Genomic DNA, 16,747 nt, shown 5'->3' on the forward strand with positions numbered 1-16,747 from the left:
GCTAACCGTCACACCATGTTTCGTCAATGTTTACATTCGTGAATAGGCCCAGGTCAGGCTTATTGCCGCGCGTCGGGCAGGTTCTCCTCGGCGACCCGCTCCTCGCCGCGGCGGCGGAACAGCTTCAGCCCCGGCAGCCCGGCGATCGCCAGGTGCAGGTCGTTCGTGACCTCCAGCAGCTTGTGCAGGTCCGGCCCGACCTGGTCGAGCTTGCTCAGCAGCGGCAGCACGTCCCCGGTCAGGTGCTCGCGCAGCCGCGGCAGCTCGTCGATCATCTTGATCGCGGCGGTGACCTCCTCGGGCGTCAGCTCCTGCACGAACCGCGCCGCCAGCGGGGCCGCGCGGCGCAGCGTCGGCGCGTACCCCTCGAGCAGCTCCATCGCCTCGGCCGACGTGCCGCTCGCCTGCTCGACCACCCCGGCGGCCGCGCCGGTGATCGCGCCGGCCTCCTCCACGATCGCCGCGGCGCCCTCCACCGCGAGCGCCGCCGCGGCCAGGATGACCTTGACCTCGCGCACGCTGTCCGCGGCCTGCCCGGCGGTCACGTCCACCCGGGCGACCAGCGTCTCCGCGTCCGCCACCGTTCCCGCGGTGCGCGCGACCAGCACCTCCGCGTCGCCCACCGTGCCGCCGGCCCGGGCCACGAGCGCGCCCGCCGCGGTCGCGGTGCCGTCGACCCGCCCCATCAGCGTCTCCGCGCCGCCCACGGCGCCGTCGACCCGGCCGATCAGGCCCTCCGCGGAGCCGACCGCCCGCTCGACCCGGTCGATCAGCGCCTCGGCGCGCTCGGCCAGCACGGTGATCCGGCCGACCATGAGTTCGGTCTGGCCGAGCAGCCCCAGCAGCCGGAACGGCACGGTCGCCACGGTCGCCGCTGTCCCGGCCACCTGACCGATCGCGGAGCGGGTGAACTCGACAAGGGAGGCGGGCGAGGGCAGCAGAGCCATGGGTTCATTGTGCCCACCGAAAGCCATCACGAACCGTACTGGTGATCATGCCCAGCGTGGAAGGGTTTGGGATCACGGGCGAAGCACGGCACTATGCATGGGTGCGACGTACCCGGCTTCTGATCTTCGCATTGGCGGCGGTGGTCATCGTGGGCGGTGGCGCCCTCATCGGCTTCGGCATGAAGGACGACAGCGGCGGTGGTGGAGGCGGCCTCCTGCCCAGCTCGCTCACGTTCGGCGACGACCCGAAGCCGGCCGCGTCCCCGACCCCGACGGGCCCCAGCCCGGAGGAGCTCGCGGCGGCCGAGCGCGCCGCCCGGGCCCGCAAACTCGACGCGGCGCTGAAGAAGTACGCCGCCTCCGCCCCCGAGTTCTCGGTCGCGGTCCTCGACAGGAAGACCGGCCAGCGCTACTCGTACCGCGGCAAGGAGCGGTACGACACCGCCAGCATCGTGAAGGCGCAGATCCTCGCGTGCATGCTGCTGCAGGCCCAGGACGCCGGCCGCAAGCCCACGTCCGGCGAGATGAGCCTGGCGAAGCCGATGATCCGGCTCAGCGACAACAACGCGACGACCTCACTCTTCCAGCATCTCGGCGGGCGCAGCGCGGTGACCAGGTGCAATACGCGCCTCGGGCTGACCCGTACGGTCGTCAACACCGCCTGGGGCCTGACGAAGACGACGGTCAACGACCAGATGAAGCTGCTGTCGGCGCTGGTCGACAAGGACGGCCCGCTCAACGCGCAGTCGCGCAAGACGGCGTTCACGCTGATGAGCACGGTCGACGACGAGCAGGACTGGGGCATCCCGGCGGTCGCCAGGGCGGGGGAGACGGCCACGGTGAAGAACGGCTGGGACACCCGGACGTCGGACGGTGGCCTCTGGGCCATCAACACGATCGGCCGGGTCACCTCGGACGACACGGACGTGTCGATCGCGGTGCTGTCGCACAACAACCAGTCGATGCCGGCGGGCATCAAGCTGGTCGAGAAGGTCGCCAAGATGACGAGGCAGTACCTCAAGTACTGAGCCGACCCGGCCCCTGCAGTGGGCTTTTGGTCCGCTTTGCCGGGTAAGGTGCGGCCGTGCCGTTTCGTGTCATCGCCTCCGGCGTCCTGGTGCTGATGCTTTCCGCCTGTGTGCAGAACGTGGAGCACACTGGTCAGCCCGTTCCCGGGCCGGCCCGTTCCGCCGCCGCCTCGGTGCCGGAGATCCCGAGCCGCGTGGACGAGGCTGCCTTCTGGCGGATCGTCGAGACTGCTCGCGTCCGGGGCGGCGGCGATCCGTACGACATGGCGGAGCTCCTCGAGTCCTGGTTCGCCGACGCCCAGGACCGGACACTCCGCGAGTTCCAGCGAGAGCTCATCCGCGCGAGTGCCCGGCTGTACACCTGGCGGCACGGGGACGCAGCGGAAATGATGTGCGGTGGCGTCTCCGACGACGTGTTCACGGACTGGCGGTCCTGGGTCATCACGCTGGGCCGCGAGACCTACTCGCGCGTCGCCGAGAACCCCGACAACCTGGCCGATGTCGAAGACCTGTCCGAGGCCTGCGACGCGGGCGGTGAGTTCTTCGGCGCGGCGGCCGGGCTCGTCCACTTCAGACGCCACGGCGACGATGACACGTTCCCCGTCCTCGAGCCGGACGAGTCGCCCAGCGGGCGGAGGCTGACCGATCCCGGAGCGGTTCGACGAGCCCTGCCTCGCCTGGCGAAACGCCTGCCTGACGATGGGCTGGGCCGTCCTCCGCTGCCGCCGGACTGAGCGGCAGGACAGCACACCTAGGCCGGCTCGGCGGCGTCGCGGGCCTCGGACCGGGCCGCCCGGCGCTTGTTCACCATGCTCACCACCTGCGTGACGATCACGACCAGCACCACCGCCGCGATCACGCCCTCCCACGACTCGGGGAAGATCGACCCGCCCACCACCCCGATGGCCGCGTACACCGCCGACCACAACGCGCAGGCCGGGAGGTTGGCCACCACGAAGGTGCGCCAGCTCAGCCCGAGGAAGGCCGCCGCGAGCAGGACCGGCACCCGGCCGCCCGGCAGTAGCCGGGAGACCAGCAGGACCGGGATCTGGCTGTGCTGCAGCCGTTCCTTCACCGCCCCCAGGTGTTCCTCGTCGCGCAGCCAGCGCAGCCGGCGGGCGAGTTGCTCGCCGCCGGCCCGGCACATCGCGTACATGACGAGGTCTCCCACGTAGGCGCCCGCCGCGCCCGCCGCGATGACCAGGACGATGAGCAGCGGGTGGTCGTGGAAGGCCAGGGCCGCCGCGCCGCTGACCGCGGCGCCGGTCGGGACGACCGGGACGATCGCGCCGAACGCCACGACGGTGAAGAGCCAGGCCAGGGCCCCGAGTTCGGAGATCACGCGGCCGGCTCGATCGTCAGGGTCTCGCCGTGCGCCAGGACCCGGACCTCGGCGTCCGGCGCGGCCATGGCGGCGCGGCGGGCGAACTCGGTGCCCGGTTCGGCGAACATGTGCGGCCGCAGCCGGGCCATGCCGACCGGCCAGAACGTGCCGTAGTGCACCGGCACCGCCCAGGAGGCCTTGACCCGGCGCAGCGCCTCGGCGCCGCCCTCCGCGTCCAGGTGGCCGTGCGAGTGCAGGGTGGGGCCCCAGCCGCCGACCGGGATCAGCGCGAGGTCGAGCGGGCCCAGCTCGGCCATCGCGTCGAACAGGCCGGTGTCACCGCCGTACCAGGTGCGGGTGGTGCCCTCGACGACGAAGCCCATGGCCACCGCGCGCAGCCGCGACCACGGGCCCCGGCCGCCGTCGTGGGTGGCCGGCACCGCCCGGACCGTCACGTCGCCGATCCTGGTCTCCTCGCCGGGCACCAGCTCGACGCAGCGGTCGCCGTACGACCGGCCCAGGCCCTTCGCCACGAACTCGGCGGCGCCGCGCGGGACCACGAACAGCGGCTCGCCGGGCAGCGCCTTGAGCGACGGCAGGTGGAAGTGGTCGGCGTGCAGGTGCGACAGCAGCACCGCGTCGGGCGCGCCGGGCAGCACGGGAGTGGGGCCGGCCATCCGGCGCAGGTGGGCCAGCCGGTCGGTGAGCAGCGGGTCGGTGAGCAGCGAGACGCCGGAGTCGGTCAGCCACATGGTGCTGTGCCCCCACCACGTGACGCTCGTGTCGCTCACTGGTCCACCGTACGGGACCGGGCACACAGCCGGCGCAGGGCTCGGGCGCACAGCCGCGCGTACAGGTGCTGAGCGAGGACCGCGACCGGACCGCCCAGCCGCATCAGCGGTCGCGCCGGCCGGCTGAACGCGGTGACCGAGAACCACACCCCGCCGTCGGCGTCGCGTTCCACCATGAACGCCTCCTCGCCGGTGGCCTGGTGGCCGGGGAGGGTGCCGTACCCGAAACCGGCCCGGTCCGGGTCCTCGGCGGCCCAGACGACCTCGCACGGCACGGTCACCGGGCCCAGGCCGACCCGGACCCGTACGCCCGGAGCGGCGCGCGGTGCGTCGCTGGTGATCCGCGCGCCGGTGCCGCGGTGCATCCGGAACGTCAGGATGGCCTCCGCCGCGCAGTCGAAGACGCCCCGACCCAGGTAGGTGCGGTAGTGCAGGTGCCGGTATCCGGGCGGCAGCGGGTCGTGCCGCGTCGCGCCGACCTCGGCGTACGTGTAGCCCGTCATCGATGATTCCTTCCCTGTGTTCTCACAATGCCCCGGCGCGGCGCCAGCCGACCATGCCGCAGAGGGCGAATCCGAGGGCGTTCGCCACACCGTGGGTCGCGGCCATCCACGCCAGCGACGGGTGCGGCAGGCCGGTCGCCTCGCCGAGCGCCCAGCTGACCGCGAGCACCATCGATGCGGCCAGCACCAGCGCCGAGCCGGCGAGCAGGACGGTGGTGAGCCGGTCGGTGACCGTGGTGCGGGCGTAGCGCCAGGTCAGCCAGCCGACGGTCCACATGCCGGCGGTCAGCACGAGCGCGCCGGCCAGCTCCACCCACTCGGCGGTGAAGTAGCCGAGCAGGACGAGCAGCGTGCCGGCGGGCACGGTCAGCGCCGCCACGTCGGCCGGGCGGCCCGGCACGGCCCGGGTGAGCAGGCCCGCGATCAGTGCGGCGGCGAACCCGGCGAAGTGGAAGTGCGCCACGGTCAGCGCGAGCACGCCCAGGTCGAAGCCGAACAGGTGGTAGCCGCTGCGCTCGGCGACCAGCGCGCTCGCCGCGATCGCCGGGCCGGCCAGGGCGGTCAGCACCGCGGCCTCGGCGGGCCACTCGCGGCGGGGGCGGGCCGGTCTGCTCATCGCGTACGCGCACAGCACGGCGGCCGCGATCGCGTAGACCGTGGCGAGCCCCGTGGCGACCGTCCCGCGCGGCAGCCACAGGCTGAGCGCGCCGGCCGCCGCACCGACGGGCCAGACCCGGCGGGCCACGGCGGCGGCGGGGTCGGCGAGCAGCCGCAGGCCGGCCGGCACGACGACGAGCATGCCCACCGCGACGAGCAGGTTGATCAGCACGCGCATGGCTCCTCCACCCATTTGAACATGTTCAACTCCGGCTCCCACTGTAACCCGTCCGTGCCCGGGTCGCCGACGCGCGGCTCGTCCGGCACACTGTCGCCGTGACCGGACCCCGCTCAGCTGTCGTCGTGAACCCCGTCAAGGTCGCCGACATGGACCTGCTCCGTCGCACCATCGGCGAAGGGCTGGCCCGGGCCGGCTGGCCCGAGCCGATGTGGCTGGAGACCACCCCCGAGGACTCGGGCAAGGGCCAGGCCGAGAAGGCGATCGGGGACGGGGCCGAGCTGGTGTTCGTCTCCGGCGGCGACGGCACGGTCATGGCCGTCGTCGGCGCCCTCGCCGGCACGGACGTCGCCCTCGCCGTGCTGCCCGCGGGCACCGGCAACCTGCTCGCGGCGAACCTCGGGCTCAGCGCCGACCCGGCGGTCGGGGTGCAGGTCGCCCTCGACGGCGGCCGCCGCCGCATCGACGTCGGCATGGTAGGCAACCAATGCTTCGCCGTGATGGCCGGCATGGGCTTCGACGCGCAGATGCTCGAGGGCACGTCCGAGACCGCGAAGAAGCACATCGGCTGGGTCGCGTACGTGGGCGGCGCCCTCAAGCACCTGCGTGACCGGCCGATGCCCGTGCGCATCTCGCTCGACGGCAAGCCCCCGCTGCGGCGCCGGGTTCGCACGGTCATCGTCGGCAACGTCGGCCGGCTGCAGGGCGGCGTACGGCTGCTCAGTGAGGCCGACCCGGCCGACGGCAAGCTGGACGTCGCGATCCTGAGCCCCAACAACCTCGCCCACTGGGCGGCCCTCGGCTGGGCGGTCATGCGCCGCCGCGACCGGGTGCCGCGGATGGAGACGTACACGGCCGAGCGTGTCGAGATCCGCAGCAACCGCCCGCAGCCGCGGCAACTCGACGGAGACCTCATCGATCCGGGCAAGAGCATGACGATCGGGGTGCGCCACCGCGCGCTGCTGCTGTGCGTGCCGCAGCCCGACAGCGACCCCGACCTCGCGTACGACAGCAGCGCCGCCGAAAGGGCTGCCGAGGAGGTGCGCGCCGCGGCCGAGGACGCGAAGTGAGCAGCACCTCGCCGGTACCCGAGACCAAGATGATGCCGGGCGATGAGCTCTCGGCGGACGACGCGTTCCTCGCGCTGCGCCACTACGGCCGATGGCATCTGCTGCGCGACGCCTTCGTCCGGTTCCGGTACGGCGACGGCTTCAGCCACTCCCGCGCGCTCGCCCTGCAGCTCTGCCTCGCGATCGTGCCGTTCATGATCGCGCTGTCCGGCCTCGCCACCGACCTCGGCGTCGAGGAGGGCGGCCAGGTCGTCGCCGACACGGTCCTCGCGCTGACCCCGGGCGCCAGCGAGCCGCTGGTCCGCGACCTGCTGCAGGACGACGAGCGCACCGAGGACGCCGGCGAGCTCGCCCTGGCGCTGGGCCTGCTCACCGGCCTCGTGGCGCTGACCACCGCGATGGCGCAGATCGAGCGCGGCGCCAACCGCATCTACGGCGTCGAGCGCGACCGCAGCGCCCTCGCCAAGTACACGCGGGCGGCCGTGCTCGCGGTCGTCGCCGGGCTGCCCGCGCTCTTCGGCTTCCTGCTGCTCGTGGCCGGTCATGCCACCGGCAACTCGATCGCCCGACAATCCGGCTGGGGTGAGGGCGTCCACCGCGCCTGGGACATCGTCCGGTGGCCGCTGAGCCTCGCGCTGATCGTCTTCGCGGTCGGCCTGCTGTTCCGGCACTCGCCGCGGCGGCGCCAGCCCGGCCTGACCTGGCTGCTCTTCGGCGCCGCCCTGTCGACCGTGCTGTGGTGGGTGGCCAGCCTGCTGCTCGCCGGGTACGTGCTGATCAGCGACGGCTTCGGGGCCACGTACGGTCCGCTCACCGCGATGATGGCGCTGCTGCTGTGGGCCAACCTCACCGGCATCGCGCTCTTCCTCGGCCTGGCCTTCGCCGCCCAGCTGGAGGCGCAGCGGGTCGGCGTCACCCGGCCGGCGCTGCAGGACCGCTGGGAGCCGGGCTCCGACGGGGCCGGTGTGGCGAAACAGCGGACGGGGTAAAAGCGGCGCACCCGCCCCGCGACCCCAGGAGCTCCAGACATGGTCACCGAGCAGCAGGAGAGGCCGGCCACCGCCGAGCCGGTGCGCTGGAAACCGCTGACGCACTTCGCCGAGCGCAGCATCCTCGGCCTGCTCGCGGTGGTGGCGCTGGGCCTGGGCTTCGGCGTCCTGCTGCTGCTCGTCCGCTTCCACTGGGGACCCCTCGAACGCGTCGACAGCGGCGTCGCCGAGGGCCTCAACCGGCTCGTGTCCCCGCACCCGCCGGTGGTCAAGGCGCTGGAGGCCGTCGCCCGCCTCGGCGGCCGGCCGATCATGCTGTGGCTGGTCACCATCGCCGTGGTGGCGCTGATCATCCGGCGGCGGTTCCGGCTCGGGGCGTACCTCGTGGTCACCGGCGTGGGGGCGCTGCTGCTGGACCCGTCGCTCAAGGCGCTGGTCGCCCGGGTGCGCCCGGTCGTCGACGTCCCGGTCACCCACGCGCCGGGCAACAGCTTCCCGAGCGGGCACGCCCTCGGTTCGATGATCGTGTACGGGGCCCTGCTGCTCGTCTTCCTCCCGGCCGTCTCGGCGCGTCACCGCAAGTGGTTCATCACCGTGATCGCGGTGATCGTCGCGGCGATCGGGCTGACCCGCATCGCGCTGGGCGTGCACTACGCGTCGGACGTGCTCGCCGGCTGGCTGCTCGGCGCGGCGTGGCTGGGCGTCACCGCGTACGCCTTCCGCCTCTGGCGCCGCGAGACCGGCCGCCCGGCCGCGCCGATCGAGGACGGCCTGGAGCCGGAGGCCGCGGCCGACGTGCGGCCCGGCGACCCCGCGGAGCGCCTGCTGCCGCACCCCTGGACCGGCGCGATGGAGATCGTCGTCGGCTGGGTGCTCGTGTTCGGCGTGCTGTACGTGCTGGGCTGGGCGCTGACCAACCACACCGCGGGCACCTGGATCCAGCACGCCGACGACGGCGTGCCGCGCTGGCTGCAGACGTTCCGCACCCCCACCTGGGACGACGTCAGCTACGCCTGGAGCAAGGCCGGCGACACCCACGCCATCCTCATCGTCTCGCTGGTGTTCTGCCCGGTCGTGCTCGCGATCTGGCGGCAGTGGCGGATGGTCCTGTACGTGGTGCTGGCGATGTTCGGCGAGCTCACCCTCTTCCTGTGCACGGCCGCCGCCGTGGGCCGCCCCCGCCCGCCCGTCGAGCACCTCGACGGCAAGCTGCCCACGTCCTCGTTCCCGTCCGGGCACATCGCCGCGACCATGTGCCTGTACGTGGCCATCGCGGTGCTGCTCGTCCCGCGGCTGCGGGCGTACTGGTGGCGGTGGATCTTCGTGGTGCTCGCGGTCGTCATGCCGCTGGGCGTGGCGGTGTCACGGATGTACCGGGGCATGCACCACCCGAGCGACATGCTGGGCGCGGCGCTGCTGACCGCGGGCTGGCTCACGGTCCTGTACTTCTCGATCCGCCCCAACGCGACCGTCGCGCGGGATGCGAGCCGGCCCGGCCCGGCCGTCGCGCGGGATGCCGTCACCCGGGATCCCAGCCGGTCGGACGCGGCCGTCGCGGGGGATGCCGTCACGAACGACGCGGTCCGGCCCGAGGCGGACGGCGAGCGACTGAGGGCGGACGCCGGCCGTGACGCTTAGCCTGCTGACCTGGAACATCAGGACCGGCGGCAGCGGCGGCCGGCTCGACGGGATCGTGGCGCTGCTGACCCGGGAACGCCCCGACGTCGTCGCGCTGCAGGAGCTGCGGGACTTCCAGCGGCACGACGGGCGGCGCATGCGCGAGGTCGCCGACGCGCTCGGCATGGTCGCGGCCCTTGCGCCGTCCGTCTTCGGCCAGCCCGTCGCGGTGCTGGTCCGGCCGCCGCTGACGATCGCGGGCCGGTCGGCCGTGCGCTGGCGCCTGCACCACGCCGCCGCGGCCGTCACCATGCCCACCGCCGTGGGCCCGCTCACGGTGGTCAGCACGCACCTCAACCCGTTCCGGCCGTACCGGCGGCTGCGCGAGGCCCGCTGGCTGGCCCACCGCCACCGCGGCCCGCTCACCGTCATCACCGGCGACCTGAACTCGCTGGACCCGCACACCGCCCACTCCGAGCGGCTCGCCCGGCTGCCGGAGCTCTACCGCCGCCGCCACCTCGGCGCGGACGGCAGGCCGGACACGCGGGCGATCGCGGCCTTCGCCGCGGCGGGCTTCGTCGACCTGTGGCGCTCGGCCGGGACCGGGGACGGCCTCACCGTGCCCACCACGCGCGGCGGTGGACACGAGTTCTCCAACGCCGGCATGCGCCTGGACTACCTGCTCGCGCGCCCCGAGCTCGCGGCCCGCGCGCGCAACGCCCGCGTCGTCCGTGGCGACGAGGCCGAATGGGCGTCCGACCACTACCCGCTGCGGGTCGAGCTGGACGTCTGATCACCGCTCGGTGCCGGCCAGAACCTTCAACAGCCCGGGGGAGCAGCGTTGCGCCGCGGCGTGCAGGGCCTCCACCCGCCGCCGCTGCTCGCGCTCGGGGAGCGCCATGAGGGCCTGCCAGGTCTCGCCCACCAGCCGCGCGTCGGCGCCGTCGGCCGGTGGCTGCCGGCCCAGCAGCCAGAACGCGGCCACGGTCTTCGCCGCGGCGTCCGGGGGCTCGTCGTACTCGGACACCCCGGAGGGGCAGCCGGCGGCCAGCCCGGCGGCCACGATCTCAGCGGGCAGGCCGCCCGCGTCGAAGTACGCCACCGAGGTGTAGAACGTGGCCACGGCCGGGTCGGGACGGTCGTGGTTGTACGGGCTGCCGGCGTAGTCGATGCCCTCCCGCACCTCGGTCGGCGTGCCGGGCAGCCGGCCGAGCGCCCGCAGCGCGTCGCGGGCCGGCCCGGCCACCTCCGGCAGCAACGCGGCGTGCGCCCGCCGCACGCAGACCCGCGGCATGCCGTCGGCGCAGACGAACCGGGTGGCGCGGGCATCCGTGACGTACGGCGCCATGACGAAGCCCGACGGCACCAGCGCGGCCCCGGCGATCAGGCCCAGCAGCGCCGGCACCGTGGCGAGCACCCGCGTACGCCGCTCCCGCGCCCCCAGCAGCAGAAGCGCGGACGTGGCCAGCGCGACCATCCAGATCGCCTGTGCGGCGCTCACCGAACCCGGCACACCCGCGAAGTCGGAGGCCTGCTGCAGCGCCGGCACCGCGAGCAGGGTCAGCGGGGCGAGTGCGTCGCTGCGCACGGCAGCGGGGGCGCAGAACACCATGACGAGCAGCCCGGCGACGGCCACGCCGGGCGGGGTCAGCCGCGACGGCACGAACCGCCCGGCCGCCATGCCGAGCCAGACGGCCGCGATCAGCGACAGCGGGCCGACGCCGAGGACGGCCAGGGCGCTCGGGTCGAAGTACGCCGGACCGCTCAGCACCGGAGGCAGCGCGGCGGCGGTGGTGAGCAGCGAGGCGGCAGTCACGGCGAGTGCCAGGGCGGCGGCGGTTGCGGCGGTGCGGTGCCACGGTGGCCGGGGAGTGCCGGCGAAGAGCTCGCCCACGTCGCTGCGCCGGTCGCGTCCGGCCTGCCAGGCGCCGAGGGCCAGGGCGAGCGGCCACAGGAAGTTGAGCGACGCGCGCTGCACCGCGGCCAGCTGGGTCCAGCGCCCGGTCCAGCCCTCGCTGCCGGGGATCCCGTACATGAAAGCGACGCCCAGGACGACCAGCGCCGCGGCCACGCCGAGGGCGGTGGATCGGCGCAGCTCGATGCCGATGATGCGGCCCGCACCGGCGCCGGCGCGCGCCTGGGAGCGCTGAATCGCTGTCACGCCGGGTAAGACGACGCCCTCCGCGCGACGGGACGCCGACGGCAGTGTGTCCTGGGTCACATGAAGCTAGAGCAGCGCGTTGACCAGCACGGTCAGCAGGACCGACAGCACGACCGACACGACGAGCATCATGAGGCAGCCGGGCAGGCCGCCGAAGAAGCGGACCTCAGTGTTTCCGATGCGCATGCGGGCCCGGGTACCCGTTTCAGCGCGGTGCACTCGCCGGCATCGCCAGGTGCGTGGCGATCGCGTCCGCGGCGGCCGGCCCGGCCGTGGTCAGCGCGTTGTGTGCCGCCCCCGGAAGCGTCACCGAGACGCCGCCGGTGAGCTGGGCGACCCGGGTACGCCACGGCAGCGGTGCGACCGTGTCCCGGTCGCCGCCCAGCACGAGCGTCGGCGCGGAGATCCGGCGCAGGTCGTCCTCCACGCGGTTGTGGACGGAATGCCCGATCGTCGACCAGACCCGCCACGGGCGCGCGTCGTACACGTCCCGGACCAGGATCACGGCCTGCCGCTTGACCTCTCCCGGCAGGTCGGCGAACCACCGGCCGACCAGCCCGCGCCGGCTGCGCGCCGCCGGGTCGGCCGTCGGGCTGGCCAGCACCAGCGCGGCCACCGCATCCGGACGCCGGCGGGCGAGCGCGGCGGCGACCTCGGCGCCGAACGAGTGCCCCAGCACGGCCACGCGGTCCAGCCCGTGCGCGTCCAGCCACGCCGAGACGAACGCGGCGTGCTCCTCGACGTCGTACGCGCGCCCCGGCCTGCCGCTCAGCCCGAAGCCCGGCAGGTCGGGCACGAGCACGGGGTGCCGGTCGGCCAGGGCGTCGGCGGTGGGCATCAGGTAGCGGTGCGACACCGCCAGCCCGTGCAGCATCACCACGGGCAGGGCGTCCACCGGCCGGGCCCGGACCCGCTCGTGGGTACGGATGCCGGCCACGGTCGACCAGCGGCTGACCCAGCCCCGGTACGGGCGGGGAGCGGAGAGAGCCAGACGGAGCATGCCTCCTGGTACCCGCCCAGGGACGTCTCAGACGTCCCGGACGACCCTGTCCCGGCCCTCGCGCTTGGCCACGTACAGGTTGCGGTCCGCCAGCGACAGCACCGACGACGGGGTGCCCCGGCCGTCGTCGGAGGTGGTCACGCCGATGCTGGTGGTCACCGGCAGCGTGCCGGTGATCGGCCCCCAGTTGTACGCGCGGATCCGCAGCCGCAGCCGCTCGCAGCGCTCGGCCGCCTCCTCCAGGCCCATCCCCGGCATGATCAGCAGGAACTCCTCGCCGCCCATCCGCGCGGCGATCATCGGCCCGGTCGCCGCCTCCAGCAGCAGCTCGGCGACGTGCTGCAGCACCGTGTCGCCGGTGCTGTGCGACAGCGTGTCGTTGATCCGCTTGAAGTGGTCCAGGTCCAGGATCGCCAGCGACATCGGCGTACGCCGTACCACCGCCTCACCCAGCAGCGCGGGCAGCCGCTCGTTGACGTACCGCCGGTTGTAGAGGCCGGTCAGCGCGTCGCGGTGGGCCATCTCCCGGAAGTGCTCGCTGGTCCGGCGCGCCTCGGTCGCCTCGAACACCGCCTGCAGCGCCCTTGCCCGCGCCTCGCGCTGCGCCGAGTGCAACGCCGTCGTCGCCCTGTGGAACGCGCGGTGCTCCTCGTACGCCTGCTCGAACCTGCCCGTGGCGGCGTACAGCGCGGCCTGCTCCTCGCGGGCCTGGGCGCGTACCCGATCCAGGCCGCGCTCCTCGGCCATCACGACCGCCCGGTCGAGTGCCTGCTGCGCCGCCTCCGGGCGGCCGTCCAGCCGGCGTGCCTCCGCGAGGGTGAGCAGGCACACGGCCGGCGTGTCACCCTCGTTGGCCTCGACCTTCGACTGGCCGTCGTCGAGCATGACGTGCAGCGTCTCCTCGACGGCGTCGTAGCGCCCGCCCATCATCTCGATCCGGGCGATGGTGTCCAGCTCCATCGCGCTGAAGGTGCGCGGGCTGCGCGTCTGCACCTCCCGCATCTGCGCGACCAGGGCCCGGGCGCCGGCCTCGTCGTCGTTCTCGAACGCCGTGTACGCCATGTTGTTGAGGATGTTCAGGCTCAGCTCGACGTCGCCGACCTCGGTGGAGATGGCCAGCGCCTCCCGGAACCGGCGGTCGCCCTCCGCGATCGACCCGCTCTCGTCCAGCGCCACCGCCAGCGTCATGAGATGCCGGGCGCGGATGCTCAGCGGCTCGTCGTCGGTCAGGTGCGAGTAGCACTGCACCGCGTGGGTGAGCCCCTCGGCCAGGTCGCCGACCTGCCGGTAGAAGATCGACAGCACCCGGTGCGAACGCGCCAGCAGGAAAGGGTGTTCGCGCTCCTGGGCCCAGGCGAGAACCTGATGCGCCCAGCGGCCGCCCCGCTCGGACCGGCCCTCCCGGACCAGCACGTGGGCGCGCACCAGCCGGGCCCGCATCGCGAGCTCCTCGAGGCCCAGGGCTTCGGCCCGCCGCTCGACGGTCGCCGCGGGCACGGCGGTCGACCGGTACCTCGACTGCGGGCGCGCCTCGAGCTCCACCAGGGTGGCCTCGAGCTGGGCGCGCTCGTCCGCGACCACGACCGTCGCGGGTGCCGCCTCCGTCGTCACAGGACCGCCTTCCCCGGGTCCTCGGGTGAGGTCCTCGGCATCCCTCTCCGATCGGACGGCGGCAGTCAGTACTGAGGTGTCGGCCGGGTGCAGATCGGTTGCCGCGTCATCGGCGGTCGGTGCAGATCGGCCGGCTCGCGGCGACCTTGTCGACGGTGTAGACGACGGCGACGGAGAAGCAGTAGTTGTTCTGTTCGTTGAGGCCGTACACGACGTAGTCGGTGGTCCCCGCGGGCAGCTGCTGGAAGGCCCGCTGCTCCTGCCCGGCCCGGCCGCCGGAGATCAGCACCGGCCCCTCGGAGCCCTTCGGATAGCGCCAGGTCAGCGCCACGCTGTCCCGGCGGTCCCGCAGCCGTACGTCGACCGGCGCGATCGGATTCACCGTCCCGGACGGCGCCGGGGTCGCCGCACCCGACGGCGGGGCGGCGGCGGGCGCGCTCGTGGCGGGTGCCGTGGTGGCCGCCGCGCCGACCGGCGGCGCGGCGGTGGACGGCCCGGCATCGTCGCCACGCGGCAGGGTCACCGCCACGATCGCGGCCGCGGCCGCGACCCCGGCGACCAGCACCGTCGCCAGGATGAACGGCTGCCGGTTGGCCGACTCGCCCGGCCTTTCCACCGGTACGGGCAACCGGTCGGCGACCTTCGCGCTCGCCCGGTCCACGGGCAGCCGCGGACCGGGCGGGTACGCCCCGGGAGCCGAAGCGGCCGGGGGGAACGAATCCGGCGGGTACGGCCCGAGCGGCGCGACGACGGGGTCAGCGGGCTGGGCGGTGGCGTCCACCGGCCGGACGGCCGGATCCGGGCCGGGTGGCACGGCCTGGTCGTGGACCGCGGCCAGCGCCTGGGCGACGTGCCCGTGCGCCGGCCACTGCGAGGGCGGGGTGCCGGCCTCCTCGCTCGCCGCGGGCGTCCCGGGACCGGGCGGCGGCGCGGCCGGGGAGGTGAGGGGGAGGGGGATCGGCGGTTCCGGAACGGCATGGCGGCCGGTGGGTTCCCCCGGGACGGCAGGCTCCGGCAGCACCGGGTGCACTCCCGGGATCGTCGCCGGCATCCGGCTGATGTCCGGCGCCGGCCCGCCCTGGGCGGAGCGGAAGATCGGCGGGGCCGGTGGCGCGCCCGGCGCCTGCTCCGCCGGGCCGGGTGCCGGAGCGGGCACCGGACCGGTCGAGCGTTGCACCCGGCCGCAGACGTGCCGCCCGGTCGGCGGTGCGCCGGCGAGGCGGGCCACCTGCTGGGCCAGCGAGTGGTCGGCGGGCAGGTGCCGGGCGCACAGCTCCTGCGCCAGCGCCAGGTGCTCGTTGCCCTCGGTGGTGCGGGCGCATTCGCGTTCCATCGCGCCGAGCCGGGCCAGCATCTTGATGCCCGGGGCGGACGCGTCGCCGTACGCCTCCCGGTACCGCGCCCACGCGTCGGCGAGGCGGGCGCGAGCGGCGGTGCAGTAGCCGGCCGCGTGCTCGGCGGTTGCCAGGTCCGCCTCCGCGGCCAGCACCCGGGGCGACAGCGGCCCTTCGACGGCGGTCAGCTCCCCGACCAGGTCGTGGTACAGCTGCGCGGCCCGGCCGTGATTGCCGACCCGGTGCAGCACCGCGGCGTGGGTGGCGGCGGCCGCGATCGTCCGCTCGTCGCGGGGCCCGTGCAGCCGCTCCTCGGCCGCGTGCGCGAAACCCGCCCAGGTGCGGGCCGCGTGGGCGTCGCCCAGCGCGATGAGGATGCGGGCCTGCAGCGCGGCGGCGAGGGCGAGGTCGGGGGAGGCGCGATGCGGGTCGATCTCGGCGGGATCCAGCGCGCCGGCGAGGACGGCCCGGGCGCCGGCGAGGTCGCCCTCGGCCGTCAACGTCTGCGCCTGGGCGGTCAGTTCGGCGAGCGGAGGAGGCACGTGGCCCATAGTGTCTGCTCGGCGACGGTAGGTACAAGTCCTGTGGCGCGTACCTGTTGTGCCCCGCGACACGGTACAACTCGGATATGAGCGCCGACAGCGTCGCCGACGTCAAACGCGAGATCCTCGTCCGCCACCTCGAGGCCTGGGCACCGGCGGCCCTGCACCGGGCCCGCCGCGCCACCTACGCCCACGGGTACGCCGACACCACGGCCGCGCTCGCCGAGGCGGCCGCCCGGGTCTTCACCGAACAGTCCGACCTGGTCAGAGGCCGGGAGCTGACGATGGTGGCGGTCGGCGCCGACCTCACCGACGTGGACGCCCGGCTCAAGGCGCTGCCCGCCGGGGCGGGGCTCACCGTCCACACCGTCCCCGGCAGCACGCCCGAACGGCTCGGCGTCGCACTGCGGGCGGCCGGTGCTGCGCGCGTACCGTTGCTCGGTTTTCTCGATGCGGGCGAACCGCCCGGCGCGACCGTCCTCGAGGCCCTGGCCACCGGGAAACCGGCGGAGGCCCTGATCGTGCTGCCGCCGTCGGCACCGGTGCCGGCGATGCGCACGGCGCTGCGGGAAGCGGGCTTCCCGCTCGCGGCGGCGGTCGAACTGGCCGCATCGGACGACCCCGGCGAGATCCTGATGTACGCGACGACGCTCGGCAAGAGCCTCGAGGCGTTCAAGGACCTGCTCTGGGCGGTCGACGAGTATGCGGGCGTGCGCTACCGCGACCCCGGCGACCCGGAACGGCACCTTCTCGACATCTCCCTCACGCCGCACCCGGGCCCGCTGCGGCGTGAGCTGCTCGCCCGGCTCACGGAGGTCGGCGAGGCGACGGTCACGGAGCTCCGGACGTATGCGCTGACCGAGACGGTGTACCGGGCGGCGGATGCGACGCGGGTGCTGCACACGCTCCTGGACGCCGGGGCGGTGACCCGGCGTCCGGAACAGGGACGTCTCGGCGGGGACGTGGTCATCGCCCCGGCGTGAGGATCCCGGCGA

The 16,747-nt window shown here is 74.3% G+C and carries 16 protein-coding genes; 7 read left to right on the forward strand and 9 right to left on the reverse strand.

All coding sequences use genetic code 11. The features are described from left to right. Positions 1-59 precede the first annotated feature (59 nt). Positions 60-947, reverse strand: coding sequence for a hypothetical protein (locus tag COUCH_RS11050; protein ID WP_249611981.1), 888 nt, complete (start codon positions 945-947; stop codon positions 60-62). Positions 948-1,048: 101 nt separating this feature from the next. On the opposite strand from COUCH_RS11050, the gene COUCH_RS11055 reads away from it, so the two are divergent. Together COUCH_RS11055 and COUCH_RS11060 are read left to right on the forward strand one after the other, a co-directional pair. Beyond that, positions 1,049-1,975, forward strand: coding sequence for a serine hydrolase (locus COUCH_RS11055; RefSeq protein ID WP_249611982.1), 927 nt, complete (start codon positions 1,049-1,051; stop codon positions 1,973-1,975). A 56-nt stretch (positions 1,976-2,031) separates the two neighbouring features. After that, positions 2,032-2,709, forward strand: a complete 678-nt coding sequence (locus tag COUCH_RS11060; RefSeq protein ID WP_249611983.1) for a DUF4240 domain-containing protein — start codon at positions 2,032-2,034, stop codon at positions 2,707-2,709. A 17-nt stretch (positions 2,710-2,726) separates the two neighbouring features. On the opposite strand, the gene COUCH_RS11065 is transcribed toward COUCH_RS11060, so the two are convergent. Genes COUCH_RS11065 through COUCH_RS11080 form a run of 4 tightly spaced genes read right to left on the reverse strand, consistent with a single transcriptional unit; the run spans position 2,727 to position 5,428 of the window. Continuing rightward, entirely contained in the window at positions 2,727-3,317 is a 591-nt protein-coding gene (locus COUCH_RS11065) for a DedA family protein (protein ID WP_249611984.1), read from the reverse strand. Further along, on the reverse strand, positions 3,314-4,090 hold the full coding sequence (locus COUCH_RS11070; protein ID WP_249611985.1) for an MBL fold metallo-hydrolase: 777 nt from the start codon (positions 4,088-4,090) through the stop codon (positions 3,314-3,316). Before COUCH_RS11070 ends, COUCH_RS11065 begins: the two co-directional genes overlap by 4 nt. Beyond that, on the reverse strand, positions 4,087-4,593 hold the full coding sequence (locus COUCH_RS11075; protein WP_249611986.1) for a DUF1990 family protein: 507 nt from the start codon (positions 4,591-4,593) through the stop codon (positions 4,087-4,089). Before COUCH_RS11075 ends, COUCH_RS11070 begins: the two co-directional genes overlap by 4 nt. Positions 4,594-4,615: 22 nt before the next feature. Beyond that, entirely contained in the window at positions 4,616-5,428 is an 813-nt protein-coding gene (locus tag COUCH_RS11080; protein WP_249611987.1) for a YndJ family protein, read from the reverse strand. Positions 5,429-5,577: 149 nt separating this feature from the next. Between COUCH_RS11080 and COUCH_RS11085 the strand changes: the two genes are divergently transcribed. Genes COUCH_RS11085 through COUCH_RS11100 form a run of 4 tightly spaced genes read left to right on the forward strand, consistent with a single transcriptional unit; the run spans position 5,578 to position 9,897 of the window. After that, complete coding sequence (locus COUCH_RS11085) at positions 5,578-6,498, forward strand: diacylglycerol/lipid kinase family protein (RefSeq protein ID WP_249613664.1); 921 nt, start codon at positions 5,578-5,580, stop codon at positions 6,496-6,498. Then, the gene (locus COUCH_RS11090) at positions 6,495-7,487 is read left to right on the forward strand and encodes a YihY/virulence factor BrkB family protein (protein WP_249611988.1); all 993 of its coding nucleotides are present in this window, start codon (positions 6,495-6,497) and stop codon (positions 7,485-7,487) included. The genes COUCH_RS11085 and COUCH_RS11090 overlap by 4 nt, the downstream gene beginning before the upstream one ends. A gap of 39 nt (positions 7,488-7,526) precedes the next feature. Further along, positions 7,527-9,125, forward strand: coding sequence for a phosphatase PAP2 family protein (locus COUCH_RS11095; RefSeq protein WP_249611989.1), 1,599 nt, complete (start codon positions 7,527-7,529; stop codon positions 9,123-9,125). Next, positions 9,115-9,897 (forward strand): endonuclease/exonuclease/phosphatase family protein, encoded by a 783-nt coding sequence (locus COUCH_RS11100; RefSeq protein WP_249611990.1) that lies wholly within the window; start codon positions 9,115-9,117, stop codon positions 9,895-9,897. Before COUCH_RS11095 ends, COUCH_RS11100 begins: the two co-directional genes overlap by 11 nt. Here the strand turns inward: COUCH_RS11100 and COUCH_RS11105 are convergent, their stop codons facing one another. From COUCH_RS11105 to COUCH_RS11120, 4 genes are all read right to left on the reverse strand, one after another. Beyond that, positions 9,898-11,265: a hypothetical protein gene (locus tag COUCH_RS11105; protein ID WP_249611991.1), complete on the reverse strand. Its 1,368-nt coding sequence runs from the start codon at positions 11,263-11,265 to the stop codon at positions 9,898-9,900. It abuts the gene before it with no gap. Between the two features lie 205 nt (positions 11,266-11,470). Then, positions 11,471-12,265, reverse strand: a complete 795-nt coding sequence (locus COUCH_RS11110; protein ID WP_249611992.1) for an alpha/beta fold hydrolase — start codon at positions 12,263-12,265, stop codon at positions 11,471-11,473. A gap of 27 nt (positions 12,266-12,292) precedes the next feature. Further along, positions 12,293-13,876, reverse strand: coding sequence for a GGDEF domain-containing protein (locus tag COUCH_RS11115; protein WP_249611993.1), 1,584 nt, complete (start codon positions 13,874-13,876; stop codon positions 12,293-12,295). Between the two features lie 106 nt (positions 13,877-13,982). Beyond that, positions 13,983-15,752, reverse strand: a complete 1,770-nt coding sequence (locus tag COUCH_RS11120; protein ID WP_249611994.1) for a fibronectin type III domain-containing protein — start codon at positions 15,750-15,752, stop codon at positions 13,983-13,985. Positions 15,753-15,838: 86 nt separating this feature from the next. On the opposite strand from COUCH_RS11120, the gene COUCH_RS11125 reads away from it, so the two are divergent. After that, positions 15,839-16,735, forward strand: coding sequence for a hypothetical protein (locus tag COUCH_RS11125; RefSeq protein WP_249611995.1), 897 nt, complete (start codon positions 15,839-15,841; stop codon positions 16,733-16,735). Positions 16,736-16,747: the final 12 nt, after the last annotated feature.

Origin of the sequence: Couchioplanes caeruleus, from assembly GCF_023499255.1 — a bacterium.
Classification (GTDB): Bacteria; Actinomycetota; Actinomycetes; order Mycobacteriales; family Micromonosporaceae; genus Actinoplanes; species Actinoplanes caeruleus_A.